Origin of the sequence: Saccharopolyspora spinosa NRRL 18395, from assembly GCF_000194155.1 — a bacterium.
Taxonomy (GTDB): Bacteria; Actinomycetota; Actinomycetes; order Mycobacteriales; family Pseudonocardiaceae; genus Saccharopolyspora; species Saccharopolyspora spinosa.
On record NZ_GL877879.1, the window covers coordinates 2,102,614 to 2,122,836 of the forward strand.

At 68.6% G+C, this 20,223-nt stretch carries 9 protein-coding genes; 2 read left to right on the forward strand and 7 right to left on the reverse strand.

Annotated elements, in window-relative coordinates:
• Positions 1–224: 224 nt before the first annotated feature.
• The 3 genes from SSPN_RS0128995 to SSPN_RS0129005 form a co-directional block, all read right to left on the reverse strand.
• The gene (locus SSPN_RS0128995) at positions 225–755 is read right to left on the reverse strand and encodes a dihydrofolate reductase family protein (protein ID WP_029535812.1); all 531 of its coding nucleotides are present in this window, start codon (positions 753–755) and stop codon (positions 225–227) included.
• 177 nt (positions 756–932) lie between these two features.
• Entirely contained in the window at positions 933–2,384 is a 1,452-nt protein-coding gene (gene argG / locus SSPN_RS0129000; RefSeq protein ID WP_010311930.1) for an argininosuccinate synthase, read from the reverse strand.
• Positions 2,385–2,673: 289 nt separating this feature from the next.
• Positions 2,674–4,182 carry a CocE/NonD family hydrolase gene (locus SSPN_RS0129005; protein ID WP_010311932.1) on the reverse strand — a complete coding sequence of 503 codons (1,509 nt, stop codon included), beginning with the start codon at positions 4,180–4,182 and terminating at the stop codon, positions 2,674–2,676.
• Positions 4,183–4,306: 124 nt separating this feature from the next.
• Between SSPN_RS0129005 and SSPN_RS46365 the strand changes: the two genes are divergently transcribed.
• A complete protein-coding gene (locus tag SSPN_RS46365) occupies positions 4,307–4,852 on the forward strand; it encodes a TetR/AcrR family transcriptional regulator (protein ID WP_010311933.1) in 546 nt (181 codons plus the stop codon).
• A gap of 190 nt (positions 4,853–5,042) precedes the next feature.
• On the opposite strand, the gene SSPN_RS0129015 is transcribed toward SSPN_RS46365, so the two are convergent.
• Entirely contained in the window at positions 5,043–5,900 is an 858-nt protein-coding gene (locus tag SSPN_RS0129015) for an SAM-dependent methyltransferase (protein ID WP_010311936.1), read from the reverse strand.
• 165 nt (positions 5,901–6,065) lie between these two features.
• On the opposite strand from SSPN_RS0129015, the gene SSPN_RS0129020 reads away from it, so the two are divergent.
• Entirely contained in the window at positions 6,066–7,259 is a 1,194-nt protein-coding gene (locus tag SSPN_RS0129020; RefSeq protein ID WP_010311938.1) for a cytochrome P450, read from the forward strand.
• Positions 7,260–7,298: 39 nt separating this feature from the next.
• Here the strand turns inward: SSPN_RS0129020 and SSPN_RS0129025 are convergent, their stop codons facing one another.
• The 3 genes from SSPN_RS0129025 to SSPN_RS0129035 are packed head-to-tail and all read right to left on the reverse strand — an operon-like array spanning position 7,299 to position 19,880.
• The gene (locus SSPN_RS0129025) at positions 7,299–8,999 is read right to left on the reverse strand and encodes a phytoene desaturase family protein (protein ID WP_010311940.1); all 1,701 of its coding nucleotides are present in this window, start codon (positions 8,997–8,999) and stop codon (positions 7,299–7,301) included.
• Between the two features lie 2 nt (positions 9,000–9,001).
• Positions 9,002–10,657, reverse strand: a complete 1,656-nt coding sequence (locus SSPN_RS0129030; protein WP_010311943.1) for a phytoene desaturase family protein — start codon at positions 10,655–10,657, stop codon at positions 9,002–9,004.
• Complete coding sequence (locus SSPN_RS0129035; protein WP_010311945.1) at positions 10,647–19,880, reverse strand: non-ribosomal peptide synthetase/type I polyketide synthase; 9,234 nt, start codon at positions 19,878–19,880, stop codon at positions 10,647–10,649. The genes SSPN_RS0129030 and SSPN_RS0129035 overlap by 11 nt, the downstream gene beginning before the upstream one ends.
• Between the last annotated feature and the right edge of the window lie 343 nt (positions 19,881–20,223).

Here is a 20,223-nt window from a genome sequence, read left to right on the forward strand (position 1 = left end):
TGGTTGTCCACATCGGACTGTTGCGTGCCGTAGTGGCCGAACCGCTCGTCCGGCGCTTGCGAAGGGAGTCGAGCGACTCCCGCGCGATTCCCGGCTATGAACGCTTGGCATGACAGGTCTTCCAGCGGCGCGCCCAGCCGGTTCAAACATGCCAACATCAAAGCACGACGGCCAACGCGGTTCCGGACCACGGGGCATCGCGGTCACGTCGGAAGGCCACAGCGTCACTTCACGACGCGCATCAGCATGTTCGGACCCGTCATGTCCAGGACTTCGAGCTTGATGTTGGTCCCGCCCGGGTGGTCGAACAGCCGAACGCCGTCGCCGAGCAGCACGGGCGTGATCCAGACCAGGATCTCGTCGAGCAGCCCCGCCTCGATCAACTGCTTGGCAACGTTGGCTCCGAGCACGCTGACCACCTTGCCGCCGGCGGCTTCCTTCGCCGCAGCGACCGCGGTTTCGAGGTCGCTGACGAACGTTACGTCGGGGACCGGTGTGTCCGGGATGCGGTGGGTGAGCACGAAGCTCGGTCCCGTCCACTGCCCGCCGTAGGCGCCCTCGCTCTCGGTCCCCTTGTTCGGATCGTCGCCACGGAAGGTGTTGTTGCCGATCAGGAGGGCACCAACCTGGTGCACGATGGCAGCCGTGGCCGGATCGGACTCCAGCTCCAGCTCGCCCAGCCAGGACATGTCACCGCCCGGTCCCGCGATGAAACCGTCCAACGACATGCTGCACTGGTATTGCACCTTGCTCATGACCACCTCCGCACGGCTTTCCGCCGATCCACACCGCCGGGCTCGGTTCACGCACGCTACCAGCAGAATCGCCGGCCGCATCGCCGATTCCGGAACCGCGGACCTGCACAGGCGAAGATGCCGCGAAGCAGGGCTGCGCGGCATCTTCGAATTTGTCCGATGTGGACCGCGATCCGGTCAGTCGGTGCCGAACTCCATCGCGGCGCGGTCGAGCGTCTCGCCTTCGCCGGAGACCGGAGCCTCGCCGCGCGCGGCGATGGCCTCGGCTCCGCCCTGCGGCATCGCACCGATCAGCCCGGTCGAGGCCGCCTGGGCGGCACCGATGAACGCGGGGCTGGTGCCAACCATGCCGAGCCCGGCGTACTGCTCCAGCTTGGCGCGCGAGTCGGCGATGTCCAGGTTGCGCATGGTGAGCTGACCGATCCGGTCCACCGGGCCGAACGCCGCGTCCTCAGTGCGCTCCATCGACAGCTTGTCCGGGTGATAGCTGAAGGCGGGACCGGAGGTGTTCAGGATCGAGTAGTCCTCACCGCGCCGCAGCCGCAGCACGACCTCGCCGGTGACCGCCATTCCGACCCAGCGCTGCAGCGACTCGCGCAGCATCAGCGCCTGCGGGTCGAGCCAGCGGCCCTCGTACATCAGCCGACCGAGCCGCCGGCCCTCGTTGTGGTAGGCCGCCAGGGTGTCCTCGTTGTGGATCGCGTTGACCAGCCGCTCGTACGCGGCGTGCAGCAGCGCCATGCCGGGAGCCTCGTAGATGCCGCGGCTCTTGGCCTCGATCACTCGGTTCTCGATCTGGTCCGACATGCCCAGGCCGTGCCGGCCACCGATCGCGTTCGCCTCCATCACCAGGTCGACCGGGGTGGCGAACTCCTTGCCGTTGATCGTCACCGGGCGGCCCTGCTGGAAGCCGATGGTCACGTCCTCGGTGGCGATCTCGACCTCGGGATCCCAGAACCGCACGCCCATGATCGGGTCCACGGTCTCGATGCCGGTGTCGAGGTGCTCCAGGGTTTTGGCCTCGTGGGTGGCACCCCAGATGTTGGCGTCGGTCGAGTAGGCCTTCTCGGTGCTGTCGCGGTAGGGCAGGTCGTGCGCGAGCAGCCACTCCGACATCTCCTTGCGGCCGCCGAGCTCGGAGACGAAGTCCGCGTCGAGCCAGGGCTTGTAGATGCGCAGGTGCGGGTTCGCGAGCAGGCCGTACCGGTAGAACCGCTCGATGTCGTTGCCCTTGAACGTCGATCCGTCGCCCCAGATCTGCACGTTGTCCTCGAGCATCGCCCGGACCAGCAGGGTTCCAGTGACGGCGCGACCGAGCGGCGTGGTGTTGAAGTACGGTCGCCCGCCGGAGCGGATGTGGAACGCACCGCAGGTCAGCGCGGCCAGGCCCTCTTCGACCAGCGCCGCGCGGCAGTCGACCAAGCGCGCGATCTCGGCACCGTAGGTCAACGCGCGGCCGGGCACCGAGGCGATGTCGGGCTCGTCGTACTGGCCGATGTCGGCGGTGTAGGTGCACGGGACGGCACCCTTGTCGCGCATCCACGCGACCGCGACCGAAGTGTCGAGGCCGCCGGAGAAGGCGATGCCGACGCGCTCGCCGACGGGCAGGGAGGTGAGAACCTTGGACATGAGAGAAAGTATGCACCGCGATGAATGACCATGCAAATCCGGGGGTCATTCAGGACCGGACACACGCGGCCGACCACCAGAAGCATTCACCACACCCCCAGCCAGCCAAGTTCCAGGCCGAGAACTCAATCGATACAGATCCATCGAGGCAGAGACCTCGATTTCCGCACTCTCGACATGAGCGTGCGCTGGACGGTGATGTTCTGTCTCGCTACTGGCCACGTGCTGCGACTACGGCATGGTCCGAGGTCGTGGCCGTTCGACGTTGGCACACCACCGGTTTGCCGTGTCAGTTGGGGATGACCGGAACGTACAGGTGTGAGGCGTGGTCGCCGCCGAGGTGGATGGTGGCACCGTGTCCGCTCTTGCGGTCGTCTGGGTCGTTGTGAGCGAGCAGTCCCATGTTGTCGTCGTCGGCTTGGACGCGCAGTTGGAGGCGTTGCCCGGGTTCGAGTGTGATCGAGGTGGGCCAGATCTCCACTTCGAGCAGGGTTGGCACGCCGGGTTCGAGGGGCTGGATCTCGTCGTGGCTGTGCCACGGGCGGTGCGCAAGGGTGCGTTCGGGGTCGAGTCTGCGGTGGGAGGCGCGCAGCCAGCCGATGCCCATCGGCACCGGTGTCGCTGCCCCGCCGGGACCGATCGCGGGGATGCGCTGGCCGTCGACGTCGTACTGTTCGAGTTGGACGAAGACGTCCAGGTCGTCGGCGACGCACGAGACCCACAGCCGCAGGGCGAGCGGGCCGGTGAGTTCCAGCCGTTCGGTGGCGGTGAAGTCGAAGGTGGCCGGGTACGGCGTCCGGCCCCCGGCCGGCTGGTACCAGCTGAGTTCGTTCTGCCCCAGGTAAAGCTGGCGCCATTGGGTGCGGGGAAGCGGCCAGTTCTGTTCGTCGCGCCATTCGACGTCATGGCCGCGGCGGATCGCGAGCCGGACGGGCGCGACGCCGTCCATCGCGGTCTGGTCGCCGCCGAGGAAGCGTTGCAGGAACCGCAACTGGAGGTCCTTGGCCCAGTCCGCGTAGTAGGGGTCGATGTGGGAGCCGACGTGAACCACGAGCCATTTGTGCTCGGAGGCGGCGTCGAGCCACCCTTCGATGTTGCCGCGCAGGTGCAGGTGGATCGAGCCCCAGTTCCCCGCCGACAGCACGGGCACCCGCACTTGGGCGAGGTCGACGGTTCGCTCGCGGTACCAGTCGTCGAGCAACTCGTGTGCTTTGAGGTCGTCGGGCATGCTGGCGTGGTCGCCGCCGCCCAACTGCGGGATGATCTGCCGCTGCCACCAACTCTCGGTGGCGTTGGTGTAGATGCCGCCTTGGCGGCCCCAGTCACGGTAGAAGTCGGTGCAGCCTTCCCAGGCGACGACCGCGGCCAGGTGCGGCGGCTGGAGCGCGGCGACGCGCCAGCCCATCATCGCGTACCAGGAGATACCGCTGCTGGCGACCTTGCCGGTTGACCACGGCTGCACCCCGCACCATTCGATGACGTCGTAGAAGTCTTCGGCGTCCTTGCGGCTGAAGACGTCGAGGCGACCGGCGGACTTGCCGGTGCCGCGCGCGTCGGCGCGGACGACGGCGTACCCGCGTTCGGTCCACCACTGCGGGTTCGGGGTCTCCCACACCATGTGGTCGCCCTGGTCGACGAGCTCGTACATCGGGTAGCGCTCCGGCCAGTGGACGTCTTTGCCGTAGGGGCTCATCGAAGCGATCACGGGCACCGGTTGCTCGTCGTCGGGCCGGAACACGTCGATGGCGATCGGTGTGCTGTCTCTGGTCGGGACGGTCACGTCGCGGTCGATTCGCATGGGTATCCCCTCTTTTGGGCGCCGCCGCCGGGAGACGGTGCCACCCGCGATATGTGAACGTAAATTATCGTTCGCACCTGGGGTGTCGGCCACCCACCCCTCGGTGGGCAGTAACGTCAGACCGGTGAGCCAGCAGCACGCCGACCCCGCCTTCCGCCCTCCGCAGCAAGCCCGCAGCCGGATGTCCCTGCAGAAGGTGCTGGCCGCAACCGAGCACGTGCTGGCCACCGGCGGCATCGAGGAGTTCACGGTCGCAGCGGTCGCCAAGCAGGCCGGCGTGTCCGTTGGCGCGATCTACCGGCGGTTCACCGGCAAGGAGCAACTGCTCCACGCGGTCAAGGACCAGCTGCTCGGCCAGCTGGAAACCGGTGTCGCGGAGGCACTCCGTTCAGCGGAGTCCGGACTGGACGGCGTGGTCGCCGCGTTCACCCACGCGATGGCGCGCACGTTCTCCCACCACGACCGGATCTTCCCCGACCTGCTCAGCGGACAACGCACGGAAGGGGTCGAGCGCGGCCTGCAGGCGCTCGCGGCCATCCAGGACGCCCTCGCCGAGGCCGCCGAGCCGTACGGGGACGACATCCGCAGGGCGGACCGCAGGCTGGCCCTGCGGGCGGCAGCTCGTGCGTGCACCGGGCCGCCACCTGCCACTCCTGGCCGGATGGGCTGACCTGGACCAGCTGGGCCGACGAGACCACCGAGATGGCCGTGGCCTACCTGACCTCCCCATAACGCACTACGCACCAGTGATCCTGTCCACATCGCGTACCCGACCCGAAAGCCGGTTCAAGCCGACATCACCCATGAATCGTGCCGACCTGGTCGGCGACCCGACCCCTGAACAATTCCCTGATTGGCGGTCAGCGCTTCTCGGCGTAGACGGCGGTTTCGAGTGCAGCCACGGGCATGCTCCGACCGGCCGGTGCAAGATAGCGGTCGGCGTACTCCTGCGGGCCCAACTGCTCGACCTGCCGCCAGCCGTAGCCCGCGAGGAAGTCTCCGATCCGCTCGGGGTCGAGCCCGAACCGCCAGAGCTTGCGCCTGACCACGTATTCCTCGTGCAGCGCCTCCCCACCGCGCAGCGATGTCCCGTCGAGGAAGCTTTCGCGGAGGAAGGTGCACACGAGCCGGCTGCCGGCGGCTGCCGACGCCAGGAACTCGAACATCGCGCGCACCGATTCCCCGGCCATGTAGGGCGTGACGGCTTCCGCGATGAACAACGTCGGCTGCTCGGGCCGGTAACCGTGCGCCGAGAGCGCCGCCGGCAGCTCACCGGATTCGAGGTCGACCGGCACCAGCGCCACGGATTCGCCGAGCCTTCCGCGCAGCAGCTTCCGCTTGCGGTCGATGTTCTCGGGCAGGTCCACCTCGTAGACCCGGGTGCGGTGCGGATCGGGTCGCCGGTGGGCGCGGGTGTCGAAGCCCGCGCCGAGGATCACCACGGCCTCGACGCCCGCGCGCACGGCGTCCGCGAACCTGTCGTCGATGTAGCACTTCCGGCACAGCGTGCTCGCCCAGATTCCCGGCATCTTCCGCTCGGTCGCGTTGATCAGCCATCGGCGGACCGGCCGGAACCTGGTCAGCGCCACAAGCGGTCGCACCCCGGCGGGCAGGAACCGGTGGGCCAGTTCGTCCCGCACCAGCGGGTTGCCGTCGCGCTGATCGACCGCGACGAACGCGATCGGGCCTACCGCGGTCCGGGTCGCACCGTTGCCCACGTCACTCCACTCCATCGGAAAAGATGTATCCCACGCGAGTCTTTCAGTCTGATTCGCGACACTGCAATTAAAATTATCGTGGTCTACCCAGAAGTGTCCAATGTAGATGTCGAGGTCCGCTCGCTTCGCTATGTTCGCGACGAGCCCCCGGCAGAAGGAGATGCGGTGCAACGCTCGCAGGAAATCCCGATCCACATGCAGCGGACCGGGTTCGACCCGGTTCCCGAACTCAGCTCGCTCCGGCAGCACGACGGAATCATCCGGATCACCAGCGGTTTCGGCCTGGACACCTGGCTGATCACCCGCTACGCGGACGTCCGCAGCGTGCTTTCCGACTGGGGAAGCTTCAGCAACACCATGCAGGCTGGCATTCAGGAGTCCGAAGCACCGGAACCCGGCGACGATACGAGCGCCGTTCTCGGAACGCTCAACCTGCTCGCTTCCGACCCGCCCGAGCACACCCGGCTGCGCCGGACCATCGCACCGGAATTCACGGCCCGTCGGCTGCGCCGACTGGAGCCGCGGATCACCGGGATCGTCAACGATCACCTCGACGTCCTGGAGCGCTCCGGGGAGCCAGGCGACCTCGTTCCCGCCTTCACCAGCCCGATTCCGGTGCTGGTCATCTGCGAGCTCCTGGGCGTCCCGCACGAGGACCGCGAGGACTTCCAGAAGCGCACCGACGGCTTCCTCGACATCACCACGTCCAATGCGGAACGTGCCGCGCTGCAGGCCGAATCGCACGCCTACATGGCAAAGCTCGTCGCCCGCAACAGGGTTGAGCCCGGCGACGGGCTGCTGGGACGGCTGGTGAGTCGGCACGGTACGGAGCTCGACAACGCCGAACTCGTCGGCCTGGCCAGCCTGCTCCTGCTGGCCGGGGCCGAGACCACGTCGAACATGCTCGCGCTGGGTATGTTCGCCCTGCTGCGGCACCCCGAGCAGCTCGACGTGCTGCGGCGGGACCCAGAGCTGGTCGACGCCGCGATCGAAGAGCTGCTGCGCTGGTTGTCCATCGTTCACAACACCACCGCCAAGGTCGCCACCCGGCAGGTGCAGATCGCCGGGCGAACGATCAACGCCGGTGACCTCGTGATGTGCTCGCTGCCCGCTGCCAACCGCGACCCGGACTTCGTGGTGCGGCCGGACGAGCTGGACATCACCCGCCCGGCGTCGCGGCACGTCGCGTTCGGCCACGGACCGCATCACTGCATCGGTGCGCCGCTGGCCCGCTTGCAGATGCGGATCGCGCTTCCCGCGCTGCTCGGCCGGTTCCCCGGGCTGCGGCTGGCCGCCGAGCCCGAGTTCCGCTCCGGCTACCTGACCCACGGCCTGGATTCGCTGCCGGTCATGTGGTGATCCGATATGGCGGACGCGCCCCCTGCTGGGGGCGCGCTGTCAAGTCATGGCCCCGGTGCGCTGGTGCTCCGCCGACCGCGCGGCGGCGTCGGGCCCCACCGGGATCACCAGGTGGGTCGGTGCGGGGGCGCTGTCGTCGATGCTCGCGGTGAACTCCCTGCCGTCGTCTCGGCAGACGAACTGCATCACCTGCCGACCCGCCGCCGCGGCCCGGATGAGCCCGCCGGTGGTGGCCCACACCCCGGACAAGTAGAAGTTCTCCAGCCCGGGCAGTCGCGGCCCGTGCTTCTTGATCACCTTCTCCATCGTCTCGCCGCCCTCGACGAACGGCTGCCAGCCGAGCACCGTGCCGTCGTAGTTGCCGGTGTAGCGGACCTGGGTCAGCGGCGTGGAGATGTCGCGGACGACCACCGCGTCCTTCAGGCCCGGGTAGCGCTCGTCCAGGAAGTCCACGATCGCGTTCTTCACCTGGCGCTTCGCCGCGTAGTACGAGGTTCCGCGGCGCACCGAGAGGGTGTACCGCGGCTCCCCCTTGCGCATCCGGGTGGCCTGCTCCGGGCCGGTGGACAGCGCGCGCCACGGCTCGATGTCGCAGAAGTACGTGGCATAGACGATGGTCTTCCCGCGCGGTGCCAGCTCCGGGTAGTGCGAGCTGCGGAACTGGACGTTGATGCTGGGGTGCCGGATGCCGATCAGCTCGCTGGCCATCTCCCCGTCGAGCAGGTGGGTGGTGCACGGCTCGCCGTCCGGGAAGGGCCGGTCCAGGCCGAGGAAAAGCGCGAAGTACCCTGGGAAGATCATGCCCGGCTCGTTGATCGTGCTGGTGTAGAGCTCGCGGTGGGTGTCGGTCAGGTAGCGGCCACCGAGCAGCTTCATCGTCGTGGTGTGGCCGTCGCAGGCCGACACCACGATGTCGGCCCGGAACTCGGACCCGTCGCTGAGCCGCACCCCCACCGCTCGGTCGTCTTCGACCAGCACCTCCTCGACCTTCGCGTTGTAGGTAATCTCGCCGCCAAGTCGGCGGTAGCGCCGCTCGATCGACTCCGCGAGGCCCAGCGATCCGCCCTCGGGCACCCCGGCCGACCCGTTCGCGTGCGCCGCCAGCTGGAAGTAGAACGGCAGCACCGGGAACGCCGGGTGCTTCTCGTAGAGGATGAAGTTGAACGCCTCCCGCAGCAGCGGATCGCGGAACTTCGTGGAGTAGTCCGTCATCAGCGTGCCGATCGACTTGCGGATGAGGTTGAAGTAGGGCGCGAAGGACGCCAGCATCCGCCAGCGTTCGAAGGTCCCCATCAGACCGACCGGCTTCAGGAAGGGGTAGACCGACAGCAGCTTGCGGAACTTGCGCAGCCCGTTGCAGAAGTCCCGGATCAGCCGCGCGTCGACCGGCGAGAGGTCGAGCAGGTGCTCCTGCAACCGGTCTGGGTCGGAGTAGAAGTAGACGGCGCGGCCGTCGCGGCCGCGCACGATGTTGAAGACGTCGAAGTGGCGCATCTGCTTGCCCTGCAGGGCACCGAGTTCCAGCCAGATCTGGTGCATCTCGTTGCCCGGACCGTTGCCGAGCAGCCAGCTCACGCAGCAGTCGAACGTGAAATCGCCCTTGTCCCAGGCGGTGCAGCAGCCCCCTGGGATCTCGTGCATCTCGAAGATCCGGCTGCGGTAGCCGTTCATCTGCGCGTAGCAGCCGGTGGACAGGCCGCCGAGCCCGCCGCCGATGATGATCACGCTTCGCCGCGACATGTTCAGGCCTCCTCGGTCAACTGCATGGGTCGGACGTCGAGTTGGGGCAGGTGGCCGAGCATGTCCGGGCGCCAGGCCTGGCCACCGGTGCTTTCCCATGCCTGGAAAGGGATGCCGAGCTCCTCGCACAGGTACTGGGTGACGAATCGTCCGCTGGCGGCGGCCTTGATCAGACCGCCACCGCTGACCCATTGGCCCGCCATCGAGAAACCGGCCAGCCCCGGCAGCCGCATCCGCTGCTTTTCGACCAGGGCGGTTGCCAGGTCGTCGGCTTCGGTGAAGCCCATCCAGCCGAGGATGCTGCCGTTGTGGTTGCCGGTGTAGCGGTGGTTGGTCGTCGGGGTGGCCACGTCGACGACCTCGATGCGCCCGCCGACGCCGGGATAGCGCTTCTCCAAGAACGCCCGCACGAACTCGGCCACCTTGCGCTTCTCCGACCAGTACTCGCGGCGGTTGCGGGTGCGCAGCTCGCGCCAGTATCCGAATTCGCTGAAGTAGGTGCAGTGGAACAGTGATTTGCCCGGCGGGGCGCACCCGGGCCAGTAGCGGGAGCGCAACTGCACCACGAGGCTGTCCTGCAGGACGCACGGCAGTACTGCGGAGTCCTGTTCGGACAGCAGGTAGGTGGTGCTGTGCGGGGCTTCCGGCGACAAATCCCCGTCGACGCCGACGAAAGCCGAAACCATGCTCGGGTACACGACGCCTGGTTTGCCGAGCATCTCGGTGTAGAGCTCGTCGATGGCCGGGCTGGTGTACTTGCCGTCCAGGAAGCGGTAGATCGTGGTGTTCCCGTCGCAGGCCGAGATGACGTGATCGGCGTAGAGCCGGTCGCCGTTCTTCAGTTCCACGCCGACGGCCCGGTCGTCCTCGACCAGAACGCGCTCCACGCGGGCGCGGTAGCTGATCTCGCCGCCGAGCTCGGTGTAGCGGCTCTCGACGGACCGTGCCAGCCCCAGCGAGCCGCCCTGCGGGAAGCCCGCGTTTCCGTGGTAGGCGCAGGCCATGTTGTACAGGTACGGCAGCAGCGGGAAGCATTCGTGGTCCTGGAAGAAGACGTTGGGCAACGCCCGCCGCAGCAGCGGATCCCGGAACTTCGCGGTGAAGTCATCCATTTGTGTCGCTGAGGTGCGCCAGAAGAGGAAGAACGCCGGGAGCACCTTCCGCAGCACGTCGAGTTTCTCGGGCAGCGTCTTCAGCGGCGGCGGCTTCAGGAACGGGAAGAGGTCGAGCCGCAGGAAGCGCCGCAGGTCCCGGCAGAACGATTTGATCAGCTGCGCGTCGGCGGGCGAGATCTCCAGGAGGTGCTGCTGGAGCCGGTCCGGGTCGTTGTAGAAGGTCACCTCGCGTTCGTTCTCGTCCACGACGCGGTTGAACATCTCGAAGTTGGTGATCGCCTTGCCGTCGAGCGCGCCGAGCTCGCGCCAGACCTGGTTGGCCTCGTTGCCGGGCGCGGTGCCGATCAGCCACTCGATGCAGTAGTCGAAGATGTAGCCCTCGCGCGACCACGCGGTGCAGCAACCTCCGGGCAGCACGTGCTTCTCCAGGATGCGGGTGTCCATCCCGCTCATCTGCGCGTAGCAGCCGGCCGCCAGGCCCGCGATTCCCCCACCGATGATGATGACGCTCGGCTTGCCGCCCGCACTGTTGTCACGCGTCATTGCCCGCACCTCCCGCCAGGATCTCGCGCACCAGGCCAGCGTTCGCCGGGAGGTGCGCCTCGTCGAGCATGTCCGCGTGGCTGCCGGAGCCTCGGTGCACGTCGCTGCGCGTGGCGGAGCTGCCGTGCCAGCTGCCCGGGGCGTCGGCGGCGTAGTACTCGGCCTTGTCGTGGTCGGAGATCACGCTCACCGCGGCCCGGACCGTCCCGGTGTTCGGTGTCCGGCTGCAGTAGTGCAGGTAATCCCTGGCTTGTTCTCTGGTTTCCGCGGCGACCACCTCGGATCCGGTGTGCTTGCGAAGGTGTTCGGTGAGCTCGTGCTCGAACGCTTCGAGGTGTTCCTCGCCGAACTGGAAGGACTCGCCGATCCGGTAGGAGTCCATGATGACCACATCGGACACCTCGCGGCCGCGCCGCTCCAGCTCCCCGGCCACCTCGAAGGCGAGGTTGCCGCCCAGCGAGTAGCCGAGCAGGACGCACCTGCCGCCGGGCTGGCCGTCCTCGACCAGGTCCGCGTAGCGGAGCACCTTGTCGTCGCCGGTCAGGTAGTTGAACGCGACGATGCGGCGAGCCGGCAGGTGCGCGGCGAACCGCCGGTAGACCAGCCCGTGCCCGCCGGCCGGTGGGAAGCAGAACAGCGGGTCACCGCCGTTGTTGAACGTCAGGTAGGGCTGGGCCTCGCCGATCCGGCCGTTGATGATGTGCTCCAGCGTGGTGGCCATGCCGTGCAGCGTGGTGCCCTTGAACAGCTGGCTGACCGGGATGCTGATGTTGAACTCGGCCTGGAGGTGGTGGATGAGCTCGATCAGCCTGATCGAACTGCCGCCGACTTCGAAGAAGTCGTCCCGAAGCCCCACTTGCTCCAGGCCCAGCACCGACTTCCAGTGCTCGGCCATGCGCTCCTCGAACAGGGTCACGGGTTCGTCGTCGGTTTCGTCCTGGGTGGGTCGGGGCTCGGGCAGCGCGGCGATGTCGACCTTGCCGTTGGGGGTGAGCGGCAAGGCGGCGACCTCGACGAGGTGCGACGGGATCATGAACGTCGGCAGGTATTCGGCGAGGTGCCTGCGCAGCGCCCGGCGGTCCAGCGTCGCGCCGTCGGCGGGCACGTAGTAGGCGCACAGCACGCTGTTCCCGTCGGCGTCCGGCCGTGCCGTGACGACCGACTGCGCGAGTTCCGGCCAGGCCACCAGCCGTGCCTCGATCTCGCCGGTCTCGATGCGGTGGCCGTGCACCTTGATCTGCGCGTCGGCGCGCCCGAGCAGGTGCACGGTGCCGTCGGCGTCCCAGCGGGCTAGATCGCCGGTGCGGTAGAGCCGTACCGGTTCCGGCCCGAAGGTGTGGGTGACGAAACGCTGCGCGGTCTGCCCGTCGTCGCCGAGGTAGCCGACGGCCACGCCGTCGCCGCCGACCCACAGCTCACCCGGCACGCCCGGCGGCACCGGCTGGTCGTGCCGGTCGAGGATGTAGAGCCTGCTGTTGGGCAGCGGCCGGCCGATGGGGACCAGTTGGCTCGGCGCGAGGTGGTCGGCCGGGCCTTCGAAGAAGGCGCTGTCGATGGTCGCCTCGCTGAGCCCGTAGGAGTTGATCACGCGGGTGGCCGGGCCGCACAGCTCGCGCAACCGCTGGTACTCCTCGACCTTCCACGCGTCGGAGCCGACGACCAGCAGGCGCATGAAGTCGAGGCGTTCGCCGGTCCGCTGGCAGTGCCCCATCAGGCCGCGCACGACGGCGGGCACGAATTCGGCGCAGTCGACGCGCTCCGCGCGCATCGTCTGGTGCAGCCGGGCGGTGTTGAACAGCAGTTCGCGGTTGATCAGCACCAGGGTTCCGCCGGAGCACAGCGCTCGCACCAGATCGCCGGTGAACACGTCGAAAGCGAAGCTCGCCAGCTGCAGGTGCACGTGGACGTCGTCGAGGCGGTATTCCGCGTGCCACGCCCGGTACGCCGAGGACAGGTTGCGGTGGCTGACCCGAACGGCCTTCGGGCGGCCGGTCGAGCCGGAGGTGTAGATGACGTACGCGGTCGAATCGAGGTTGGTCGGGCCGTCCGGGACTTCCGCCCCGGCCTCGCAACGCAGCTCTGCCGGTGTCAGCACGACGTCCACTCCGGCCAGCCGGTCCCGGTGAGCGTCGTCGACGACGGCCAGGCCGACGCCCGCACCGCGCACCATGTCGGCGAGCCGCTCCGCCGGGTAGCCGGGATCCAGCGGCAGATACGCGGCGCCGGCGCGCAGCACCGCGAGCAGCGTGATGATCAGCTCGGGTGATTTTTCCATGCACAGCGCCACGATCGCGCCGTCGGAGACGCCGAGTTCGCGCAATCGGTGCGCGATGCCCCGGGACTCGCGTTCGAGCTCCGCGTAGCTGAGTCGCCGTACCTCTCCGCTTTCCGACGGCACCGAAACGGCGATCTCATCGGGCCGCTCGGCGGCCACCTCGCTGATCAGCCGGTGCACCGGCACATCACCGGTCACCGCCCGGTCGCAGCCGCTGAACTTCTCCAGCAGTTGCTCGGATTCGGCGGCGTCGAGCATCCGCACGTGCGCGATGGGTTCGGCGGCGGGAGCGCGGGTCAGCGAGTCGACCAGGTTGCGGTAGTGCGCGGCCAGCCGCCGGATCGTCTCGGGGCGGAACAGGTCGGAGTTGTACTTGAAGACGCAGTGGAAGCGCCGGTCCGCCTCGTCCTCGTAGGCGGACAGCGTGATGTCGAACTGCCCTTCCTCCTCCGGCAGTTCGATGTACTCCAGCCGGTAGCCGTACTTCTCGGTGGCAACCTTGTGGGTGAGCAGGATGAACATGGCCTGGAACAGTGCCGACCGGCTCGGGTCGTGCGCCCCGCCCAGCTCGTCGACCAGCAACACGAACGGGTACTCCTGGTTGTCCAGCCCGTTGAGGACGGTGTCGCGGGTGCGCGCCAGCAGTTCTCCGACGGTCGGCTCCCCGGACAGGCTCACGTGCAACGGCAGCGGGTTGATGAAGTAGCCGTACACCGAGGCGAACTCGTCCTGCGTCCGGCCGCTCACCGGGCTGCCGACGATCACGTCGTCCTGTCCCGAGTAGCCGTGCAGCAGCAGGTAGTAGGCGGCGAGCAGGACCATGAACACGGTCACGTCGTGTTCGCGCGCTAGGGCGTGCACCCGCGCGGTCAGCTCCTCGTCGAGGACGAAGAACTCGGAGGCGCCGTTGTTGGTCTGCACGGCCGGGCGCGGCCTGTCGGTGGGCAGGTTCAGCACTGGTGGCTCGGCGGGCAGCGCCTGCCGCCAGTAGTCGAGCATCCGCTGCGCGTCCTGGCTGGCCAGGAACCGGTTCTGCCAGTTGAGGAAGTCCAGGTAGGTGGCGGTCGCCGGGGGCAGTTCGGCGCGGCGGCCGGCCCGCAGCGCCTCGTAGACCGCGAGCAGTTCTTCGATGAAGGTGAACGTCGAGATCGCATCGGAGACGATGTGGTGCACGGCCTTGGTGATCACCCAGCGGTCCGGGCCGCGCCGGAACAGCCGGAAGCGCACCAGCGGGTCGTTCTCGAGGTCGTAGGGCTTGCGGTACTCGCGGATGATCAGCTGGTAGATGTCGTTCCAGGACTCGTCGCGGACGTCGAACAGCTCGATGTCCGGGGTGATCGCCGAGGAGATCCGCTGCACTGGTTCGCCGTCGACCAGGACGAAGTTCGCCCGCAGGCTGGGGTGCCGTTCCAGCATCGCCCGGTAAGCCTCGAACATCAGGTCCGGGTCGAGTTCGGCGCGCACCTCCACCGCGCCGCCGATGTTGTAGGCGAAGCCGTCCGGGTTGAGCTGCTTGAGGAACCACAGGGCCTGCTGGTTCTGCGTCAACGGGTATTGCCGCTGGTCGTGGAACTCCTCGACCTCCGCGCCGGTGCCCGCGTCGTTGCCCGCGGCGGCCAGCTGGTCGTGCAGCCGGTCGACCAGTTCGCCGACCGGCGCGCTACCCAGCAGCGCCACCACCGGCAGCGCGACGCCGAACTCGGTTTGCATGCGGGCGCGGAGTTCCATCGCCAGCAGCGAGTCCAGTCCCAGCGCGTTGAGGCTCGCCGTCTCGTCGACCTGGGCGGGCTGAACCCGGAGCACGGCGGCGACCAGCTCGCAGAAGTGCCCGGCGAGCAGCTGCCGGCGCCGGTCCGGCGCGGTGCCGTGGAACTCCTCCAGGAAACTGCCGTCCACATCGGACCCGGAGGCCGCCTCGGCGGCGAGATCGGCGACCAGCAGCGGCGGCGCGGGGTACCAGGACAGGAACGTCGGCCAGTCGACGATCGTGGCCACCAGCAGCTGAGCGCGGTCCTCGCCGATGACCCGTTCGAGCACCGCCATTCCGGCCTCCGGCGACAGCGAGCTCATGCCCCGGCTGTTGCGGTAGTGCTCGACCAGGCCGAGTTCGGCGATCATGCCGGTCGCCCACGGGCCCCAGTCGATGCTCAGCGCCGGGAGTCCGAGCGACCGCCGGTGGTGGGCAAGTGCGTCGAGAAACGCGTTGCCCGCCGCGTAGTTCGTCTGGCCAGCCGTGGTCAGCACCGAGGCGATCGAGGCGAACAGCACGAAGTGGTCGAGCGGTTCGTCGCGCAGCTGCCGGTGCAGCACGGCGGCACCGACGGTCTTCGGATCGTGCACGGTGTCGAAGGTCTGCCTGTCCATCTCCGGCAGCAGCACGTCTTCGACGTTGCCCGCGAGGTGGAAAACCCCGCGGATGGGCGGCATGCCCTGGCTCCGGTGCTCGGCGAGCCAGGCGCCGAAGGCAGTCTCGTCGGCGACGTCCAGTGCCACCGGGATCGGCTGCGCACCCAGCGTCTCCAACTCTTTGACCAGGGCCACCTTCCGGCCGGTCGGGTTGTCCGGGCCAATGTCGCGCCACCGGTCCCGGGCGGGCAGTTCGGTGCGGCCGACCAGGATCAGGCGGCGGGCTCCGCGCTTGGCCAGCATCCGGCACACGAGCCGACCGAGCGCGCCGAACGCGCCGGTGACCAGGTAGCTGCCGTCGGCCCGCAGGCGCAGCGGAAGCGGGTTGAGCAGGTCGTCGGGCCGGGCGAGGCGGCTGGTGTGCCTGCGGTCGCCGCGAAGCGCGATCTCCTCCTCGTCATCGGCGGCGGCGATCTCACGCAGGAGCGCGGCCGCGTCGGCGACCACGTCCGTTCCGGCGAGGTCGAGATCGATCAGCTTGCCCCGGTTCGCGGTGAGTTCCTGCTGCCACAGCACCCGGCCGATGCCCCAGGCCGGTGCACCCAGCGGCTCGACCTCGGCACCGCCGGACACCGCCTGGGCACCGCGCGTGACGACGTGCAGCCTGGCCGGGGCCCGTTCGGCGAGCAGGGCTTGTGCGAGGGCGAGCAGCGAGTGGGTTCCCGTCGTGTGCTGCCGCGCGCGTTCGGAGCCGTCGGCGGACTCGAAGGCCGGGCGGTCCAGGTTCCACAGGTGCACCACGGCATCGAAGGAACTGGGCAGTTCGGTGAGCAGGCGCCGCAGGTCGCCTGCATTGCCCGGCACGACAGTCGATTCACGCTCGCCTCGCCGGTACTCCTCCCCCACGCGCACCAGGTGGCAGCGCCCTCCCCGGGCGCGCGCCTGCTCGGCGAGTTCGTCACCGATGCCCTGCGAATCGGCGAGGATCAGCAGGTCGCCGGGCGCATCGGCCCGCCCGGGCAAGTCCCGGGCGGGCACCCAGGTCGGCGCGAGCAGCCAATTGTCCATTGTGGTTGGTGCGACGCCCGCCGACACCTGCTCGATGTCGGCGGCGCGGAATCCCTCGATGCGGCCGAGCACTGTTCCGTCATCGGCGTGCACGGCGAGATCGCCGACGAGTTCCTCGCCGTCGCGGCGCACGATCGTGGCGTGCGCCCAGATCGGCTGGTCGCCGATCGGCTCGGTCCGCACATCGGCGATGGACAGCGGCAGCCGGATGCCTGTTCCCGGGACGTCTTCGGCGATCAACGGGGTCAGCAACGTCTGGAAGCACGCGTCCAGAAGTGCCGGGTGGAAGTGGTGGCCCGCGGTTTCGCCGAGCGCTTCGGTCGGCCGGATGCGGGCGAGCGCTTCGTCCGGCCCGATCCAGACCTGCTCGATGGCCTGGAACGCCGGGCCGTAGTGGTAGCCGAGCCCGGCCAAAGCCGCGTAGCAGTCCGGGCCGTCGAGGTGCCGCGGGCATCGGGCGCGGATCGCGTCCGCGTCCAGCGTCGCACCCGGCGGGCTCGGTTGGACGGCGCGCAACACCCCGGTGGCGTGCACAGCATGGCGGTCCGCGCCGTTCACCGTCGCGATGGTGAACGCGGCGTCATCGGAGTAGGACAGCTGCACCCGTTTCGCCTCGTTCTCCGGCAGGAACAGCGCCTTCCGCAGTTCGATGTCGGCCAACGCGACCGCGGTGCCGCCGGTCATGGCCCGCACCGCTTGCGCCGCCATCTCCAGGTAGCCGGCTGCGGGGAACACCACGTCACCCTGGATGCGGTGGTCGCGCAGGTAAGGCGTCGACTCGATGTCGAGGCTCGCTTCCCAGCCGGGGTTCACGGTGGGCAGGCGCCGCCCGAGCAGCGGGTGGTCGACGCGGCCGAGCCGAACCTGCGCGACCGGCGCGGGCTCCACCCAGTAGCGGTCGCGACGCCACGGGTAGGTCGGCAACGAAACCGCCCGGCCAGCGGGTTCGAGCACGTCCCAGGCGATGTCGACACCAAGGTTGTGCAGGGTCGCCAGGGACGCTACGAACCGCTCGGCCTCGTCTTCCCCGCGGCGGATGGACGGCACCACGGTACCTTCGACCTGCTTGTCCAGCAGGCATTCCCGGATCGAGTGCGCCAGTACCGGATGCGGGCCGATCTCCAGGAACAGCCGGTACCCGTCGTCGGCGAGGCGGTCCACCGCCGCCCGGAAGCGGACGCTGTCGCGGACGTTGCGCCACCAGTAGCCGGCATCCAGCTCGGAGCCGTGCGCGATGCCCTCCTGGCCGGTCAGGTAGAGCGGGACCAGCGCCGGATTCGGCCGCAGCTCATCCAAAGAGGACAGCAGCTCGTCCTTGATCAGCTCCATGCGCGCGCTGTGGTAGGGCACGCGGACATCCAGGAATTTCGCGAAGATCTGCTCCTCCCTCAGCTCGTCGGCGAGCTGCGCGAGCGCATCCTCGTCCCCGGCGACGGTGCACGAGGTGGGACCGTTGATCGCCGCCACCGACACCCGGTCTTCGAAGGGCCGCACCCGCCGCTGCGCATCGGCCTCGGTGAGGCCCACGGCGAGCATCGTGCCCGTGCCGACGAGCTTCTGCTGGAGCCGGCTGCGGTGGACGATGATCCGCACCGCGTCGGCCAGGCTGTAGACCCCGGCCTCGTAGAACGCCGCAACTTCGCCGGTGCTGTGCCCGACGATCGCGTCCGGCCGCACTCCGCAGTGCCGCCACAGCGCGGCCAACCCGACCTGCACGGCGAAGTTCGCCGGCTGCGCCAGCCACGTCTCGGCCATCTGCGAGTCCACCTCGTCGGCGGTGAGTTCGGTGAGCAGCGACCAGCCTGCGATGCGGTTGATCTCCCGGTCGCAGCGTTCGACCGCCTCCCGGAAGACGGGCTCGCTTGCCAACAGCTGCCGTCCCATAGCCCACCACTGCGGCCCCATGCCGGTGAACACCCACACCAGCCGCCGTTCCTCGCGCAGCTGGCCGGAAAGCACGCTCGGATGCGCATCACCCCGCGCGCAGTCGGCCAGCCGCCGGGCAAGTTCCTCCTTCGAATGGTACATAATGGACACTCGATGTTCGTGGTGCTGGCGGCGGTGCGCCAGGGTGTGTCCGAGGTCGGTCAGGTCGACCTCGTCGAGCCGGTCAGCGATGCGCGCCGCCAGTTCGGGGAGTGCCGCCGGATCCTGCGCCGTCAGCGGCAGGATGCGATGCGTGCGGTGCGCGGGCGGACGCTCGGCCTCTGATCGTGGGGGCGCTTCCTCCAGCACGACGTGGGCGTTCGTGCCTCCGAAGCCGAACGAGTTCACACCGGCGCGGGCCGGGCCTTCGTGCTCGGGCCAGTCGATCAGCCGATCTGGAATCTCATACGGCTGGGCCGCCAGGTCGATGCCGGGATTGATGCGCGTGAGGTTGATGTGCGGCGCGATCTTGCGGTTCTTCAGCGACAGCGCGGTTTTGATCAGCCCGGCCATCCCGGCCGCCGACTCGGTGTGCCCGATGTTCGTCTTGACCGAGCCGATGTAGCACTTCTCCCCCGGTTTCCGCCCGATCGACAGCGCCTGCCCGAGCGCGTTGGCCTCGATCGGATCGCCCACCGGGGTGGAAGTCCCGTGCGCCTCGATGTACTGGAGCGCACCGGGGCTGACGCCTGCCTCGGCGCAGACCTGCGCGATCAGCTCGAGCTGCGCGTCCGCGTTCGGCACCGTGATGCCGTTGGTACGGCCGTCCTGGTTGACCCCGCTGGCGGTGATCACCGCGTGGATCGGGTCGCCGTCGCGCAGCGCGTCGTCGAGGAGTTTCAGCGCGACCACCGCGACCCCTTCGGCCCGCACGTAACCGTTCGCCGAAGCGTCGAAGGTGCGGGAACGGCCATCCGGGGAGAGGAAACCGCCCTTCGTCTCCGCGATCGTGTACTGCGGCGCCATGTGCAGCAGCGTGCCGCCGGCCAGCGCGAGGCTGCTCTCACCACGGCGCAGGCTCTGGCACGCCAGGTGCAAAGCCACCAGCGAGGAACTGCAGGCGGTGTCGATGGAGACGCTCGGCCCGCGCAGGTCCAGGCAGTAGGAGATGCGGTTGGACGCCATCGTCATCATCGTGCCAGTGGCGGTGTGCGCGGCCAGCGTTTCGAAACCGAGATCGGCGAACTGGAGGATCTTGTAGTCCAGTGTGAACGCACCGACGAAGACACCGACGTCACGGCCGGCCAGTTCCGAGGGCTTCTGCCCGCCGTCCTCCAGGGCCTCCCACGCGACCTCCAGCAGCTTGCGCTGCTGCGGGTCCATGTGCTCTGCCTCGCGCGGGCTGATCCCGAAAAACGCCGGGTCGAACTCGTCGAACCCGTCGATGTACCCGCCGCGCCCACCGACCAGCCTCCCCGGCTTGGTCTTATCCCGGCTGCCGAGCGTCCCCACGTCGTACCGATCGACCGGGGTCGGCACGATGCAGTCCTTGCCGTCGGCCAGGTTCTGCCAGAAGGTCCGGTGATCTGAGGCGCCGCCGGGAAACCGGCAGCCGATGCCGATGAGCGCGACCTTTTTTCCGGAAGCAGGATTCTGCGAGTTCACCATCGTCGATTCCTCGGGTAGGGCGCAGTGGCGCGAACTTGGCATGATCGCTCGAATTGGCAAGGGGTCGAAAGGGATCGGCAAATCATCTGGCGTGCGAATGCGCGGAGGCGCCACGGCATGCTGGCATGCCGTCGGTGCGCAGCGCGGGAACGAGCCGATAGCTCGTTCCCCCGAGATCTGGCGCAGCGGTGTCGTCAGCCAGAGCAGACCAGCGGCACTCCGCCACACGTACCGGCGCACCAGGGCGAAACATCAAGCACGGCAACGAAGTCACATCCACCGCGCAGGCCCTGACCGATCCGCATCACGCACTCCCCCAATTCACACCCGAATGATCTTAGCT